A 17,154-nucleotide genomic window follows, 5' to 3' on the forward strand; every position below is an offset into this window, starting at 1 on the left:
CTCCTGCAGTTACTTACTCAATCCATTATAATATACCATCTGTCTTAGCCATACAATTGGTAATAAGTTCTAGCCGATAACATTGTTATTTTTTGCCTCGCGCAGCCAGTCAGGAAATTCATTTAATAATTTCTCGTATAATTCTTCATCGGTTTCTTTTTCAATATCGAGAATATGGAAGAAGTTTGCATTATCAATATAACGTCCTTCCAACTCATCCAGCTTTCTCAATACTTCGAAGTTACCATTTCCTATTCCGGCGAATTGCCAGAAAACAGGCTTGTCAGAGGACTCTTTTAATATCTTGGTGACACTGTCCTGTCCGCGTGAAGCCTTCTTAATCCCGCCGTCATTAATAAAAATTAGATACACTGGCAGGCTGCTGTTTTCCTCTTCCAGGTATTTTTGGAGTACATCCCTCATTACAGGAGGTTCATTGTTCATCCGGAACTTGGAAACGGATTTATTGTTAAGAATCTCGCGATTTACAAAATCAGGCAAAGTGGCCTCTGTTATAGACGGAAGCCTTGAAAAACGGACGTCATAAACCCATGCATCCAATACTCCATCATTATCGAAACGGGTGGCAAGGGCAAGGAGGCGCTCTACCACATTTTGAACTGTGCCATTGTTATACAATTGTCGCATAGATCCGGAAATATCAAGGACAACGCCAACTCTTGCAGCTGTTTTTTGCAAAGACTTTTTGAGAATAACTACATCTGCTTTCTTTTTTAATAAGTCCAGCTTACTCAGCATTACTGGTTCAGGATCGGGCGGGGCAATAGCCTCCTGAGCTGGCGGTTCTTCTGCATCTTCATCATCATGATAGCGGTTTAAAAATTCCTGCAGTCCGCCTTCGTAACCCTGACCAACAGGATTGAACCTCCAGCTGGAATCTTTTAAGTAAATATTCGCCAGCTCACAGGCGGTTTCTTTTGTGAACTGATCCTGTATGAATGTAAATAAATGCTGTTTGGTTTCCGAATCGCTGGCCGTCATTTTAACAAAGCTGAATTGACTGAAGTTCTGCTGGGCAGAATTGGCATCATGAATAGTTAATACAAAGACCATCTTGGTTACTTTTTTGCAGATTTCGGAAAATTCAATAGAGATGGTTTGCTGAAATGAACTTCCATCTTTGCCCGATAAAGAAAGAGCATTGCCAGGTGAGGAAGGATTGTTATAGAAAACGAAATATTCTTCTGCGGGAATTTTTTGCTGTTCATTAAGCATAAATACAGAAACATCGATTTCATAAAGGCTGGAAACAAACTCAGGCTTTAATTCCCAATTAATAGATATTGTCATTTTGTTCGAATGAGGAAATTGCTGTGCCAAATTTATTCTCTGGCCTTTTACTAACTGAGTCATAAAAATCCGCTCCTTATTTCATTGTTTTTTCCATTTTAACAATATCACTTCTGCGGGTGTTAATGATTAGCAGATGAAGTCTTGGAAAAAATGAACAGGCAGAGGTCTAAATTGAAACCTTTTTTTTGAAATATCGTATAATAGAGATAGAAATTTTCTGGGAAAGGAGTTTTTGCAATTGGGCGCCTTCGGTCAATACTCTAAGATCAATCCTGTATTGATCATCTTTAATAATAATGAATGGCTGAGCCTGTTGGAAAAAAGCCTCTCCGAACGGGAACATTATAGTACACAAAACAACAGCATCCAGTTTGGGCAAGTATGCGCACGGTTTTTGGGCATCGATGGTGATGAAGATGATTACTACAATATGCTCTTTGAACTTACACAAAATCCAGGTATCGATGTACATGTATTAAGCGGGCATTTACGTAAGGAAATCGCGCGGGAGCAGTTTCAGGCCATCCAAACCGTTTTGGAAATCAATCAAAGTGAAACGCTTTCCGTCAACCGGTTCATTGCTTTCCTTGAGGGAAGGGACTTAATTCCTTCTTATGAGGATGCTTCTGTACACAGGCATTTCCGTGAAAGCCTGGCGGGGGTTCTCCAAATGTTTATTCAAGAACATCCAGGAGGCCTGCACCATCCAGACTTCCGAAGGGTGATTGTTGATTTAATCAAATGGACTTGGAACCATCTTGATGGCACAATTCCAATTAAAGTCGCAGTAGGCAGGCGTCCGTGCATATTGTGGTATGGAACTGCAAGCAAAAGCGAGGTCTACTTTTTATATATGGCAAAATTGCTAGGCTTAGATTTGCTGATTTTTGAACCGGATGGGGTGGATATCTTCAAAAATTTGGACCCGGAAAGAAAGCTAATGGTCGTGCAGGAATTCAGCTTAAAGAAGGAGCCCAGGGAATTCCCTAAAGCAAGGGCTATAAGAAAAGCAACAGTGGCCTATCAGGCATCCAAGGAGATTGAAAGGATTTTGCACACTGACAATTCTCCCATTTATAAGGCCTGGCAGTACCGGTCGCATGTACCTGCTTCGATTACGCTGAAAACAACATATGATGAGCTGTTTTTAATGAGCAGGGAAAAGGCATTCATCAGGCCCAATTTTCATATTGAAGGACAAACAGTTTTTATTCCGTCCCTATTTGCAAAAATATCGGGTATAACTGCCAGTCAAAAGGAATACTGGGAACGGCTCGAGGAATTAAAAGAAGGGGAATTAACACTGTTTATACGTTATTTTCCATTCACCCACAATGTAACGGTAAACCAGCAATACCACTATCATCACTCCTTGAACCGGGAGGGTTTTCTAGATCCTGAAAAGATGATAAAAAGCAACTGGTGGAAGCATAAACAGCTGCCAGTAGGTGTCCAGCACGCAATTGCTGCAGGAATTTCCCGGGTTTGTGAAAACCCTAAGCTTATAAAAGAAGACCATGAATCCTTATATGATTTACAGCTTTATTTATTTGCCCAGCTTACCAGGCTGCCCGAGTCAGTTATTAAACTGTTTTTAAAATTCGATTATCCGCAGGAGGTGCCCCGGGTCGTCCTATATAATAACGGGGCGGGTGCAGGATTGACGCGTTCTGATGCAGCTCTTTTGATACTATTAAATGAACTGGGATTAGATATATTACTATTCAATCCTTCAGGTCTCAGAGATCTGGAAATATATATCGACGAACGGTTTTTTGATATTCATTTAATGGATCAATTTGAGTTTAATATGGAATATAAGGAACGGCCTGTTTCGATTTGGCGCAGGCTCATCAATCTGAAAAATAACATCCAAAAGTGAGGGGATTTAAATGGCAGACTTTAATATGATGGAATTGGCAGATGAAAAAACAGACAAGCTCTCTTTAACAAAAGCTGAGGAAATAAAGCTTAAACTGCGGAACGAACCGGAAGTCATCCGCCTGGCTGAAAAAATAGATGTCAAAAACCAGATGTCTCTCCTGGAATTCGGCAAAGAGCCCGCAGTTGAAATATCCCGGTTTTCCGACCGGATCCTTAGCACGATGAAGTCCAGCTCCATGGAGGATTCAAGTGCGCTATTGAAGCATTTAGGCAGGATCATGGATAAATTCGATAAAAAGGATTTTGCCCCTGAAAAGAAAGGAATTCTCGCAAAGGTCTTTAATCGTGGTGAAAAAATGATGGAAAAGGTATTTGGGAAGTACCAGACAATGGGCGGAGAAATTGATAAGGTATATGTTGAGATATCCAAGTACCAAAATGAAATGGTGAATTCTACTCAAAATCTTGAACAAATGTATGAACAGAATTTCAATTATTACTTATCACTCGAAAAGTATGCGATCGCTGCTGAAATGAAGGCGGAGGAGCTTAAATCTTCGCTGCTTCCGCAGTATGAGCAGCGGGCCGCTTCTGGGGATCAAATTGCCGCAATGGAACTTGATTCACTTAGAAACGGTATTGAAACGCTTGAGCAAAGAATCTATGACCTTGAGATGGCCAAGATGGTTGCGCTGCAGACTGCACCGCAAATTCGGCTCCTCCAGCGCGGGAATACAAAGCTTATTGGGAAGATTAATTCCGCATTTGTCACTACGATTCCGATCTTTAAAAATGGATTGATACAGGCTGTTTCTGCAAAACGGCAAAAGCTTGTTGCCGATTCCATGAGCGAGCTTGACCGCCGGACAAATGAGATGCTTGTCCGCAATGCCAAAAATATTTCCAGCCAGAGTACACAGATTGCCCGGCTTGCCGGTGCACCGAGCATAAAGATCGAAACAATTGAAGAATCGTGGAATATTATCCTCAAGGGGCTGGAGGAGACGAAAAGCATCGAAGAGGAAAATAAACGGACCCGGGAAGAGGGAACAAGACGTCTTCTCGAGCTGCGGGAAAACTATCAAAGAAAGCAGATCCAGCAATAATTATACAGTGGTTTAGATTTTGCAATAGCATAGTGAAATGTTAGAATGAAATTATCACGGGTTGCGTGATTTAGTATCCAGGATAAAAAGGATATAGGGAGTGATTTAGTTGGCAATATCATTGCAAAAAGGTCAGAAGGTAGACCTGACGAAAGGGAGAGCGGGACTAACTTCGTTAATGGTTGGCCTGGGTTGGGACCCGGTAACACCGGACAAACCAAAGGGGCTTCTTGGCGGGTTATTCGGAGGGGGCGGTGCGCCCAATATTGATTGTGACGCTTCTGTGCTCCTGCTTGATGAAAACGGAAAACTAACTAACAAGAATAACTTAATATACTTTGGCAATAAGACCAGTGCCGATGGAAGCGTCAGACACTCCGGGGATAATTTGACCGGTGACGGCGATGGAGATGATGAACAAATCGTTGTTAACCTGAATGCAGTTTCTCCTTCGGTTCATAAAATGGTATTTGTAGTAAACATTTATTCCGCGGTATCCAGAAAACAGGATTTTGGAATGATCCGAAATGCCTTTATCCGCATCGTAAACAACTCTACTGGAGAAGAACTGATCCACTTCAATCTCTCCGATAATTATTCAGGATTGACTTCCCTTTTTGCCGGCGAAATCTATCGCCATAATGGCGAGTGGAAGTTCAATGCTATCGGCGATGGCACGAAGGATACTACCATCACTGAAATTGCAAATAAGTACGTTTAATATTTTTTAACATAAAAAAAATTATAAAAGTGAGGTTTTCATTCATGGCGATTTCTCTAAGCAAAGGTCAAAAAGTAGATTTAACTAAATCCAACCCAGGGCTGAAAAACATTATTGTGGGTCTTGGCTGGGATACAAACAAGTATGACGGCGGAAATGACTTCGATTTAGACTCTTCAGTATTCCTGCTTAATGCTTCAGGAAAAGTAAGCTCTGAAAAAGACTTTGTTTTCTTTAACAACCTGCAGGGCGGAAATGGTTCTGTTGTACATAGCGGAGATAACTTAACTGGTGCAGGAGAAGGTGACGATGAGCAAATTAAAATCGATCTGTCTGCGATTCCGGCTGAAGTTGAAAGAGTTGCTTTTACAATCACAATTCATGATGCCGAAGCGCGCCGCCAAAACTTTGGCCAGGTTTCCAATGCGTTTGTCCGTGTAGTAAGCGAGCAATCCAACCAAGAATTAATCCGCTATGATCTTGGAGAAGACTTCTCTATCGAAACAGCGGTTGTAGTAGCTGAACTTTACCGCCATAACGGAGAATGGAAATTCAACGCAATCGGCAGCGGATACCAGGGCGGATTGGCTGCTCTTGTAACGGATTACGGTTTACAAGTAGGCTGATATAGCGTAAGACATGTTGTTTCTCTTCTTAGAATGAAGGGATTCCAAATTTATAAATCTGTACAGACGTTAGCGTGAGCGCCCATCTGCCTTTATCTGCCTTTGTCAGGAGAAAAATAAAGCCCTTATATATTGGACAAAACCTGTCAATTCTTTTGCTGCCTCTAAAGACCAAGGCGGCGGAAGGGGTAACCAGGGCGCTTACGCTTTTTTTCGGAAGGGGGATTCGATGTCAATTTCATTGGCAAAAGGCCAGAGAATCGACTTAACAAAGTCAAATCCAGGTTTAACGAGGGTAATCATCGGGTTGGGCTGGGATACCAACCGCTATTCCGGCGGCTTTGATTTTGACTTGGATGCATCTGCCTTTTTAACGGACCAAAATAACAAATGCCCTAATGATACTGATTTTATCTTTTACAATAATCTTAAAGATCCCAGCGGAGCCGTTGAGCATACGGGCGATAACAGAACAGGCGCAGGGGACGGGGATGATGAACAGATCAACATCGATTTCAGTAAAGTTCCATCCCACATTCATAAAATTGCGATTACAGTTACGATTCATGACGCTGCAGCCAGAAGACAAAACTTTGGACAGGTTTCGAATGCTTTTGTCCGCGTAGTTAATGAAGATACCGGCCAGGAAGTTCTGCGCTATGATCTTGGCGAAGATTTTTCTATCGAAACAGCTGTAGTTATTTGCGAATTGTACCGCCATGGGTCCGATTGGAAGTTCAGCGCAATCGGCAGCGGATTCTCTGGCGGCCTTGCCGCGTTATGCCAAAACTATGGTCTTTCGGTCTAACAGTCCAGCGGACTAGAAATTTCCTTAGAAGGGAAATAGAAGCGGGTTAACCTCGCCGCTTCCGCGGTTTATAATTAAGATTAAATTAGCAGGATTCGGCATCCTGCTTCTTTTTTTATTCAAAAGCAAACAAAATGAAAGGAGGGCTTCGGTTGAGGCATTTTGAATATATTTCCAAAGACAAGGAAGCTGCCGTGTTTTATCAGGCACCTCTAAGATTTACCAAGGATAGTGACAGGGAATTGCTTGCACATTCTTTAGGTGCCACGCTCTATATGCCAGGTATCCGTGCGTCTATTTGTGCTGATATAGTGTCCAGGAAGCATGATGGACTGACTTCTTTGGTGGTTTGTTTAGAGGATTCCATCAGCGATAAAGAAGTCGAAAAAGCGGAATGGAATTTGATAACTCAGCTTCAGCAGCTATCAATGAATATTGAAAAAGGGCTTTTATCATATGAAGATCTTCCGCTCATATTCATAAGGGTGCGGAATGAAGTGCAAATGCGGTTTGTCGCAGAGCAGCTTGGCAATTCTTTGGCCATGCTTACCGGATTTGTTTTTCCGAAGTTCTCATTTGAAGGCGGTCAGAAGTATTTGGATACTCTGCATTCCATTAACGCCTCAAACCATTTACATCTATATGGAATGCCTATTTTAGAAACTGCTGAAGTTATTTATAAAGAAACGCGGATGTCAGCCTTACTGGAAATTAAACAGCTTCTTGACCAAAACTTTGTCAATATTTTAAATGTCAGAATAGGAGCTACAGATTTCAGCGGCCTTTTTGGTATTCGCAGGAGCAGTGATACTACTGTTTACGATATATCGGTTATCCGGGATTGCATTGCTGACATTATCAATATGTTCGCGCGCAGTGAACAGGAATATACAGTTTCCGGACCGGTGTGGGAGTATTTTAAAAAAGGAGATAGAATCTTCAAGCCTCAGCTAAGGCAAAGCCCATTTGAAAGTATGGGAAAAGAAGGACTGTCTTTCCGTAAAGGAATACTGAACCAATATTTGGATGGCTTGATTAAAGAAGTGAATCTTGATAAAAATAACGGACTTACAGGAAAAACGATTATCCATCCTACGCATATTAAACCTGTACATGCTCTAAGTGTTATTACTTTTGAAGAATATATGGATGCTAAGAGCATTCTTGAAAGCGCCGATGGTTTAGCAGGCGTGATGAAAAGCCGGCATTCCAATAAAATGAATGAAATTAAGCCTCATTATAACTGGGCTAAAAAAATTATTACAAAGGCAAAATCATACGGGGTGTTCCATGACCACAACTCATACATCGACTTACTCACAGAACCAGAAACACTTTACATTTAATATTCTTGAATCGCTCAAGGTTGAAGTGCAGGTAACCGAAAATCCTTATAATATCCCGCTCGATTTTTTGTTTGAGATGGCTGCCCGCAAAAATAAAAAGCGGGGGTTTCTTTTTGTCAGCCGCATACTTGGAAAGCATATCCCTGTTAAACCTGTAACTTCCATTCTTAGCGGTGCGCTGCTGGGGATTCGCTTTATGGAAAAAATATATGGATTATCATCTGACAGTAAGAATCAAGTAATCAGGGCTTTGCTTCATGGCGAAAACGCGGACGCGGTTTACCGCACCATGAGCAAGGCTGCATTTAACCTGCCTGAGGAAACCCTGTTCATCGGGTTTGCTGAAACAGCAACCGCCCTTGGCCACAGTATGTTTGATATGTTTAACAACGCTCATTATATCCATACGACTCGAGAAAAAATTAACGAAATTAAACCAATCGTTAATTTTGAAGAAGAGCACTCACACGCCACCGACCAGGCCTGTTTTGTAAGCAGGGAACTCTTGGAGGGGGATGGGCCAATTGTGCTGGTTGACGATGAAATTACTACAGGGAAAACTGCCCTCAATATCATTGAATCTCTTCACTCCCAATATCCACGCCGTCAATATATCATTGCCTCACTGCTTGATTGGAGATCTGAACAGGATATACAGAGGTATACAGACCTTGAAAAAAGACTGGGAATTTCGATTCAGTCTGTGGCTTTATGTGCGGGAGAAATCGAGGTGGATGGGGACCCTGTTGAAAAAGAAAAGGAGTGGAATTATGAAAGCCGTAAGCTGCCTGCCATTCCTTCGGTCCATCGAATCGATCTCCACCCTTATTCACATTTTAAGAGTATCCCAGATATACCCTTTACTTCGGTAAACAGCAGCGGACAACTCAATGAAACTCCTTATTCGGGGATGACCGGCAGATTCAGCGGACTATCAGCGGAGCAGAGGTCAGAAGTTGACCGGTATACCCAAGAAATCGGACAGGTACTGGCAGAGACAAGATCCGGAGGCAGAGCGTTATGCCTTGGAACAGGTGAATTTATGTATCTGCCTATGAAAATAGCAGCTGCCATGGGGGAAAATCTTTTCTATCAATCTACCACTCGTAGCCCGATACATAGGGTAAATCAGCTGGGTTATGCGGTAAGGAGCGGATTTTCGTTCCATTGCCCTGAAGATCAGACGATCACTAACTATTTTTATAATATTGAATATAAACAATATGATGATATTTATATTTTCTTTGAAAGAACGATCATTGAAGAAAGTTTGCAGCCGCTGGTTGAGCAGCTAAAAAAGACAGGTGCGGCAAATTTGTTTACTGTATTCCTGAATTAATAAAAGAGGGAGGAGAGACAATGAGCACTACTACTCAGAACCGTTTCAGTTCAATGGGGAGTTACCCGGAAGATGATGTCACTTTTTTATTAAAAGATTTAAGCGGCGTGATGATAGAAAGAGGCACGGAAGACCGGGAAGAGGCGATTCAATCAGGAGTCCATTATTCAGAAATGCTGCCGATTGAATACCAGCCTTCCTCTGAATATATGGATCTTTATCATCAGTCACTTAATGAAAATGCTTCCAAGCTCGCAATAGCTGTAGGGGTTGTTGCTGAACAGATCGTCCAAGGTAAAGGGAATCAGGCTGTGCTTGTGTCACTTGCGAGAGCGGGAACGCCGATTGGTATTCTGATAAAAAGATATCTGTATTTTGCTCATGGTTTTAGTGTCCCGCATTACAGCGTGTCAATAATCCGCGGTAAAGGAATAGATACGAATGCAATCCGTTTTATCATGGATCAGCATCCGGAGGGGAAAATTCAATTTATCGATGGCTGGACAGGAAAAGGAGCCATTACACGTGAATTAACCTCATCGTGCAAGCAGCTAAGGGAAGAATACGGATATGATATCGATGAAAAACTTGCTGTCCTTGCAGATCCTGGATATTGCGCTGATATTTACGGTACTAGGGAAGATTTTCTTATTCCAAGTGCCTGCCTGAATTCCACGGTTTCAGGATTGGTCAGCCGTACGGTTCACAATAAGGAGTTTATCAAGGAAGGCGATTTTCATGGTGCGAAATATTACCGGCACTTAGAAAATGAAGATGTTTCAAATGAGTTTATTGGACGGGTTGTCGCTGAATTTCCCAAAGTAAGAGAAAAAATTCAAGAAGAGCTTTCCTTTGTTAAGCAATCATCTTCAGTGCCGGACTGGAGGGGGCTTGAGGAAGTTAAGCAAATACAAGCTAAGTTCGGCATTGAGAGCATGAATATGATTAAGCCGGGCGTCGGTGAAACAACAAGGGTGCTGCTGCGGAGAGTGCCATGGAAAATCCTTGTAAAGGATAAAAATGATGAAAAATTAAAACATATCATTTTGCTGGCGGAAGACCGTGGCGTGCCTGTATTGGAATATCAAAGCATGTCTTATTCCTGCTGCGGTCTAATCAAGACAATAAGGAGTTAACGGATATATGATTTTTGCAAGTGATCTAGATCAAACGCTAATTTACTCCAGGAGAGCTTTCCGTTTGAAAGAGGGAGAAGCGGAACCTGAGATTACCTTAGTTGAGACATATGAAGAGCGTGAAATCTCCTTCATGAGCAACAAAGCTATTGAACTATTAAAAGAGGTTAGCTCTAAAATGATGTTCCTGCCAGTCACGACAAGAACGATGGAGCAATTCAGGCGCATTGCTATTTTTCAAAACGATATCGTACCGTCCTTAGCGGTTACGAGCAACGGCGGAAATATTCTCGTTAATGGAAAAGCCGATGAGGATTGGAAACGCCAGATTGAAAAAAAGATAGATGGCAGCTCGCTAGCAAGTGAGGATCTGCTGAAAAACTTCAGCAGGCTAGCCCGTGAAGATTGGGTGCTGTCACAAAAGACAGCAGATGAATTATTTCATTATTGCGTTATCCAAAAGGATCTTGCTCCGCTTGATGAACTGGCAGATTTTCGAAAAGAAATAGAATGCCAGGGCTGGCGGATGTCATTGCAGGGCAGAAAGCTATACCTTGTTCCTGAATGTGTTAACAAATGGGATGCAGTAGCTTATCTTAAAGAAAAAATGGGGAAAACCTTCGTGGCTGCAGCGGGAGATTCGCTGCTGGATCTATGTATGCTGGAGGTCGCTGACTTCGCAATTGCTCCTTTGCATGGGGAGCTAGCTGAAACAGCTCTGAATCCGGGAAGGCCTATCCATAGAACGGAGAGGCAAGGTATTCAGGCGGCTGAAGATATATTGAGGGCAGTGCTTTCCGCTTATGAAGCGCAAAATAAATAAATGCAACGAAAAAACCTTGTCACTTCAATGGACAAGGTTTTTCCTTTAAAAATAAGAACTGTTTTAACATGGGACAGATGTCTAGCTGCAGCGCCCAGCCCCTCGAGGTCATAAGCCAATCACTTCGGAAGGCAAAAAGCGCCTTCTGTCAGCGCTTGCCTTATGCTTGTCGGGGCTGAACAGGGCGCTTCCGCTTTTCTCGATGTCTAGCTGCAGCGCCCAGCCCCGACGCACAGGACAAGGAACGCTACGGCAGCGATACATCGCACGAAACAAAGCGTCAGCTTTGTGAGGACGTGCTAGTGCCGACGTCGCCACAGGACGTGGCGGTTTAAGTCGGCCTCAATTGTTCGATCAAGTGCCATCGCAACCCTGGTCATAAGCCAATCACTTCGGAAGGCAAAAAGCGCCTTCTGTCAGTGCTTGTCTTATGCTTGTCGGAGGCCCACAGGAAGTGGGTCAGAACGGCGTTGCCACAGGACGTGGCGACTTTAGCCGTTCTTCCGCTGATCAGGGCGCTTCCGCTTTTCTATAATGTCTAGCTGCAGCGCCCAGCCCCTCGAGGTCATAAGCCAATCACTTCGGAAGGCAAAAAGCGCCTTCTGTCAGCGCTTGTCTTATGCTTGTCGGGGCTGATCAGGGCGCTTCCGCTTTTCTATCTTAAGATAAAAATTCGGCTGGATTTAAGCCTAGTTCACGGCATATTTCACTGACGACCCGCTGCTCGTTCGGATCAAAGTGCCCATCCGCAAATCCGATTGCAATGCAATACCGGGCAACAAGCCGGGCAATTTCAGGCTTCGACCTTACTTTTCCTAATGCTTTGAAGGCCTCGGCACGGCCGATGATTTGGTCAAATTCTATTCGCTGGACAAACATATTAAACTGCTGAATCACTTTATTTGTATCAAACACACGCAGCTCTTCACTTTGATGAACAAATTCCATCATCTTCTGGCGTTCAGATGGATCAAGACGGCCGTCTGCCATGCCGACCAGGGCACAGGCAGCGACAACAGCATCAAGTACATCCTGGCTTTTGAAGCGATTGAAAAGTTCCATTGCTTTATTTTTTTGCTGCTTCGCCCACTCGGTGTAATCGGTCTGAGAAGGAGACCAGGTGTTGCCGCAGCTGTTGCAGGTGAACTTAAGCTGATTTTTGCCTATAAAACCGCCCAGCAATCCGATAGGGCCGAGGATTAATCCGCCGACAGCCGCTTTCCCGAGTCCGAAGCCTTTCTCTCCTGTACGTACATTCGTCGAATTGCATCGGACGCATGTGATATTCTCACTGCCGTAGACCTGGCTCGGAGGAGCAGAATTAAAGGACTGCGGTGAGTTATTGAAAGCCGGCTGGCTATAGCTTTGCTGTGGTGAACTAAAAGACTGATATGATTGGGAAGCGGGCGGCTGGCTGTAAGCAGCTGGCTGAGTGTATGAGGGCTGCTGAGCCTGTGGAGCTGGAGCAGGTGCGTCATCCACTGTAACGCCAAAATTGCGGCAAAGCGCAGCTAAGCCGCCCTGGAATCCGCTTGCTATAGCATTGAATTTCCATTCGCCGTTATGACGGTAAAGTTCAGAGGCGACAATCGCTGTTTCCACTGTAAAATCCCGTCCAAGATTAAATCGAAGCAGTTCTTCGTTCGTCATTTCATTGAAAATGCGCACATATGCATTCGAGACCTGTCCGAAGCTTTGCTGCTTGATCTGTGCATCGTGAATGGTAATGGTGAACGCAATCCGATGAATGGACGCTGGAACTCTATGCAGATCGATTCGGATTTGTTCATCATCACGCTCGCCAACTCCGGTCCGGTTATCGCCGCTATATATGACTGACCCGTTTCCTCCGGAAGGATTATTGTAAAAAACAAAATCTAAATCGCTTTGCACTTTGCCGGTTTCTCCGACTAAAAACGCAGAAGCATCCAGGTCGTAATTGGATCCTTGGCTGCTGATGTCCCAGCCTAAACCTACAACTACATTGGAAAGCCCTGGGTTGGACTTGGTTAAATCTACCTTTTGCCCTTTGCTTAAAGTTACGCCCACTACACTCACTCCTTGTTTCAATTTCATACTTTCACTTTACCATATACAAACCCAAAAATCAGACTAAAAAGTATTTAAAGAAAACTGTCTTGCAGAATATGTTTTGCCGGAAATAATAAAGGGTTAAATGAAGGCATATAATGAAGCTTATGCTTTGGCGGCTGGCCTTTTGCGTAAGCAGCGTGGCGCTGGGTGAAAGGCTTTTAATAAAAAAACAGGCAGCCATAAACCGTTAATGCTGCGGTAAAGCTTTAAACAGTTTGAGACTGGGTGAAGATTCAGACTATTTAAAATTAAATATAAAGAATGTATGATAAAGATTAAGTATATTGTCGAGATATTCGGTTATCTAAGTTTCTTTGCATGGAATGAACAGAGGTGGGATTGCTCTATGATAAAAGTGTTATCTTTTTTAAAACCGTATCGATTTCATGTAGCGGTTGCTTTAAGCCTGATGCTGGTTGAACTCGCTGTGGAACTTTGTCAGCCGATGCTGATAGCGAAAATAATCGACCAAGGTATCTTAAGGAGAGATCTGGATCTTGTCCTTAAATGGGGAATGGCTTTGATTGGGATGTCTTTGTTTGCTTTTGCTTCGGGAATTGTTAATTCCTTTTTTGCATCACATGTGAGCCAAAGCTTTGGTTTTGATATCCGGAAAAGCCTGTTTGAAAAGGTACAGTCCTTTTCGTTCTCCAATTTGAGCATTTTTCCAAATTCATCTTTGATAACAAGAATGACTAATGATGTAAACCAAATGCAGAACACGGTGTTTATGAGCCTTCGGATTATGATGAGAGCGCCGTTGCTCATCATTGGCGGAATGATTATGGCTTTTTTTGTTCATATCAAACTAGCACTGATTTTGGCTGCCGTTGTCCCTGTTCTGCTTGCCTTTTTAATTTTCACGATGACTAAAGCGGGCAGGCTTTTTAAGGTGTTGCAGTCTAAACTCGACTCGGTAAATGAGGTGCTTAGGGAAAACCTGGCCGGTATGAGGCTTATTAAAGCTTTTCTCCGAAGAAGCCATGAAAGAAAAAGGTTTGCAACTGCAAACAGGGATTTAATGGAAGAAACTGTGTCGGCATTAAGGCTTATTGAACTGGCACTCCCGGTATTGCTGCTGATTATGAATGCAGGGATCATGGCGGTCTTATGGTTTGGCAGTGCAGAGCTCACTGCGGGGACTGCGAGTGCAGGTGAAATTGTAGCGATCGTGAATTATGCGACTAAAATGACGTCTGCCTTTTCGGTATTTACTTTTATTATCATGGCATTTTCAAGGGCGAGAGCTTCTGCTCAACGGATTGCCGATGTGCTTAATACAGAGGCAGATATGTTGGATACTCCCGGAAGTATTGCTATTGAAGATCAGGCAACTCTCCGTTTTGAAAATGTTTCATTTTCTTATCCAGGGGCAAATGCTGAGGTACTCCATAATATTTCTTTTAATGCCAGTCAGGGCCAGATGGTTGCCATAATGGGGGCAACAGGTTCCGGGAAAACATCTTTGTTTCAGCTGATCCCGCGTTTATATGATAATACGGGAGGCAGTATTGAAGTTGATGGAGTGGATATTCGAAATATTTCCTTGGAGGCTCTAAGAGGTGCGATTGGATACGTACCGCAGGAATCACTGCTTTTTACAGGTACTGTGAGGGGGAATATTTCCTGGGGGAAAGAGAATGCTTCCATGGATGAGATAATGTCAGCAGCTAAAATTGCACAGATTCATGAGACCATTGAAAAGCTTCCTGCGAAATATGACACGTTAATAGGCCAAAAAGGAGTAAATCTTTCCGGAGGGCAAAAGCAAAGAATTGCGATAGCCAGGGCACTTGTGAGAAAGCCGAAATTGTTATTGCTTGATGACAGTACGAGCGCGCTGGATGTTAATACAGAGGAACGACTGCTGCGGGGAATTAGCGGTCTTCGATGTACAACTCTGATTATCACTCAAAAAATCAGTACAGCAAAGAAAGCGGATAAAATTATTTTAATAGAGGACGGTACAGTATTAGCTAAAGGAAATCATGAAGAGCTTCTAAAGGAATCAGGGCTATATCAACGGATTCATGAGTCACAGGCGGGAAAGGGGATAAACGCCGAATGCGGAACCAGCTAATGAAACCTTTTCAATATAAGAAGATAAAATACAGTATGGATGAGAAGGGACAGCCGCCAAAGAAAGTGCAGAAAAGGAAAAATCGGAAGGCTACACTGAAAAGAATTTGGGGGTATCTTGCTGCGAATAAAGGAATGCTTAGTTTGGTGCTTTCAATGGTTCTGTTAAGCTCTGCTTTTGGGCTGTTAGGTCCGTTTCTTATCGGAATGGCCATAGACGATTATATTGTAACAAGGAAAACAAGTGGCTTAGGCGGTCTTTTGTTAGGGCTGGCAGGAATCTATCTTGTTTACTCGTGTTCGCTTTGGATGCAAAATTATTGGATGGTAGGCATTGCCCAGCAAACGGTTTCAAGGATGAGGACTGATCTGTTCGGCCATCTTCATAAGCTTCCGATTCAATTTTTTGACCATCGGCAGCACGGTGAGCTAATGAGCAGGGTAACAAATGATATTGAAAATGTCAGCTCGACATTGAATAGCTCGGTCATTCAAATTTTCTCAAGCTTGCTTACGCTAATAGGAACAATTGGGGTAATGCTCTGGCTAAGCCCGCTGCTCACGGTTCTGACATTATTAATCGTACCGACGATGTTTTTGGGGTTAAAGTGGATCACTAAACGAACAGGTCCTTTGTATAAAGAACAGCAGCGCAATCTTGGACAACTGAATGGTTTTATAGAGGAGACGATATCAGGACAAAGGATAGTCAAAACCTTCTCGCAGGAGGAAAGGGTTATTGCTGAATTTCTAGAGAAGAGTGACATGCTGAAGCAGTCAGGATTCTGGTCTCAGGCTTTTTCAGGGTTAATTCCAAAGCTGATGAACGTACTTAATAATATGAGTTTTGCTGTGATCGCGGGTGTTGGCGGAATCCTTGCATTAAAAGGTATGATCACAATCGGGGTAATTGTGATATTCACTGAATATTCCCGGCAGTTTACAAGGCCGCTGAATGACTTGGCTAACCAATTTAACACTCTTCTATCAGCTGTGGCTGGAGCAGAAAGGGTTTTTGAGATCCTGGATGAGACAGAGGAAGAACAAGATGAAGAAATGTCAATAGAACTTCCAAACATGAAAGGAAGGGTAGAGTTTCATAATGTTTCTTTTTCCTATGAAAAAGGCGGAGATACTGTAAAGGATATAGCCTTTATAGCTAATGCGGGAGAAACAGTAGCTCTTATTGGCCCGACAGGAGCGGGAAAAACAACATTAATTAACCTGTTATCCCGTTTTTATGACAGTGACAACGGAACTATTTTGATCGATGGAATCGATAGTAAAAAAATAAAGCGTGATAGCCTCAGGCGCCATATGGGGTTTGTGCTTCAGGACTCGTTTCTATTTAAAGGAACAATCCGGGAAAATATTCGTTACGGGAGACTGGATGCTGCCGATAATGAAGTTGAAATAGCTGCAAAGATGGCAAACGCCGATTCGTTTATCAGTAAATTGGAGGATGGATATGAAACAGTTCTGAATCAGGATGGAAGCGGAATAAGCCAGGGTCAAAAGCAGCTGATCTCGATAGCAAGAGCGATTCTGGCTGATCCCGCTTTATTAATCCTGGATGAAGCAACTTCAAGTATTGATACTATTACAGAACTGAAGATTCAGGAAGCCCTCCAGCGGTTGATGAAGGGACGCACAAGCTTTGTAATTGCCCACCGGCTGAATACAATCCAGCAGGCAGATCAAATACTGGTTTTGGAGAATGGCCGAATAATTGAGAAAGGCACGCATGATTCGCTGTTAAGCGAAAAAGGGTTTTACCACAGTCTTTTTAATGGGCAGTTCAATGACAAGATAAGCTGAACTATGGCCAACTTTATCGAACGTAATCCGTGACCATTTTATTGGGTTACGGATTTTTTA

General features: G+C 43.0%; 13 protein-coding genes. 11 read left to right on the plus strand and 2 right to left on the minus strand.

The window, feature by feature from the left end; all coding sequences use genetic code 11:
- Positions 1-69 precede the first annotated feature (69 nt).
- On the minus strand, positions 70-1,374 hold the full coding sequence (locus tag CVD28_RS19595) for a VWA domain-containing protein (RefSeq protein WP_101595574.1): 1,305 nt from the start codon (positions 1,372-1,374) through the stop codon (positions 70-72).
- Positions 1,375-1,552: 178 nt separating this feature from the next.
- Here CVD28_RS19595 and CVD28_RS19600 point away from each other — a divergent pair, with 178 nt between their 5' ends.
- From CVD28_RS19600 to CVD28_RS19640, 9 genes are all read left to right on the plus strand, one after another.
- Entirely contained in the window at positions 1,553-3,196 is a 1,644-nt protein-coding gene (locus tag CVD28_RS19600) for a YceG family protein (RefSeq protein WP_180954237.1), read from the plus strand.
- A gap of 10 nt (positions 3,197-3,206) precedes the next feature.
- The gene (locus CVD28_RS19605; protein ID WP_257985929.1) at positions 3,207-4,304 is read left to right on the plus strand and encodes a toxic anion resistance protein; all 1,098 of its coding nucleotides are present in this window, start codon (positions 3,207-3,209) and stop codon (positions 4,302-4,304) included.
- 109 nt (positions 4,305-4,413) lie between these two features.
- Positions 4,414-5,025, plus strand: a complete 612-nt coding sequence (locus CVD28_RS19610; RefSeq protein ID WP_101595581.1) for a TerD family protein — start codon at positions 4,414-4,416, stop codon at positions 5,023-5,025.
- A gap of 44 nt (positions 5,026-5,069) precedes the next feature.
- On the plus strand, positions 5,070-5,651 hold the full coding sequence (locus CVD28_RS19615; protein ID WP_101595585.1) for a TerD family protein: 582 nt from the start codon (positions 5,070-5,072) through the stop codon (positions 5,649-5,651).
- Between the two features lie 229 nt (positions 5,652-5,880).
- Positions 5,881-6,459 carry a TerD family protein gene (locus CVD28_RS19620; protein ID WP_101595588.1) on the plus strand — a complete coding sequence of 193 codons (579 nt, stop codon included), beginning with the start codon at positions 5,881-5,883 and terminating at the stop codon, positions 6,457-6,459.
- A 152-nt stretch (positions 6,460-6,611) separates the two neighbouring features.
- On the plus strand, positions 6,612-7,805 hold the full coding sequence (locus CVD28_RS19625) for an HpcH/HpaI aldolase/citrate lyase family protein (RefSeq protein ID WP_180954238.1): 1,194 nt from the start codon (positions 6,612-6,614) through the stop codon (positions 7,803-7,805).
- The gene (locus CVD28_RS19630; protein ID WP_101595594.1) at positions 7,750-9,144 is read left to right on the plus strand and encodes a phosphoribosyltransferase family protein; all 1,395 of its coding nucleotides are present in this window, start codon (positions 7,750-7,752) and stop codon (positions 9,142-9,144) included. The genes CVD28_RS19625 and CVD28_RS19630 overlap by 56 nt, the downstream gene beginning before the upstream one ends.
- A 20-nt stretch (positions 9,145-9,164) precedes the next feature.
- Entirely contained in the window at positions 9,165-10,280 is a 1,116-nt protein-coding gene (locus tag CVD28_RS19635; protein WP_101595598.1) for a cysteine protease StiP family protein, read from the plus strand.
- Between the two features lie 7 nt (positions 10,281-10,287).
- Positions 10,288-11,103, plus strand: coding sequence for an HAD family hydrolase (locus tag CVD28_RS19640; RefSeq protein WP_101595601.1), 816 nt, complete (start codon positions 10,288-10,290; stop codon positions 11,101-11,103).
- Positions 11,104-11,763: 660 nt separating this feature from the next.
- On the opposite strand, the gene CVD28_RS29130 is transcribed toward CVD28_RS19640, so the two are convergent.
- On the minus strand, positions 11,764-13,152 hold the full coding sequence (locus CVD28_RS29130; RefSeq protein ID WP_101595604.1) for a TerD family protein: 1,389 nt from the start codon (positions 13,150-13,152) through the stop codon (positions 11,764-11,766).
- Positions 13,153-13,543: 391 nt separating this feature from the next.
- Between CVD28_RS29130 and CVD28_RS19650 the strand changes: the two genes are divergently transcribed.
- Positions 13,544-15,277, plus strand: coding sequence for an ABC transporter ATP-binding protein (locus CVD28_RS19650; RefSeq protein WP_101595606.1), 1,734 nt, complete (start codon positions 13,544-13,546; stop codon positions 15,275-15,277).
- Positions 15,262-17,094: an ABC transporter ATP-binding protein gene (locus CVD28_RS19655; protein ID WP_101595609.1), complete on the plus strand. Its 1,833-nt coding sequence runs from the start codon at positions 15,262-15,264 to the stop codon at positions 17,092-17,094. Before CVD28_RS19650 ends, CVD28_RS19655 begins: the two co-directional genes overlap by 16 nt.
- The last annotated feature ends 60 nt before the right edge of the window (positions 17,095-17,154 follow it).

Source organism: Bacillus sp. M6-12 (assembly GCF_002860285.1).
Classification (GTDB): Bacteria; Bacillota; Bacilli; order Bacillales; family DSM-1321; genus Peribacillus.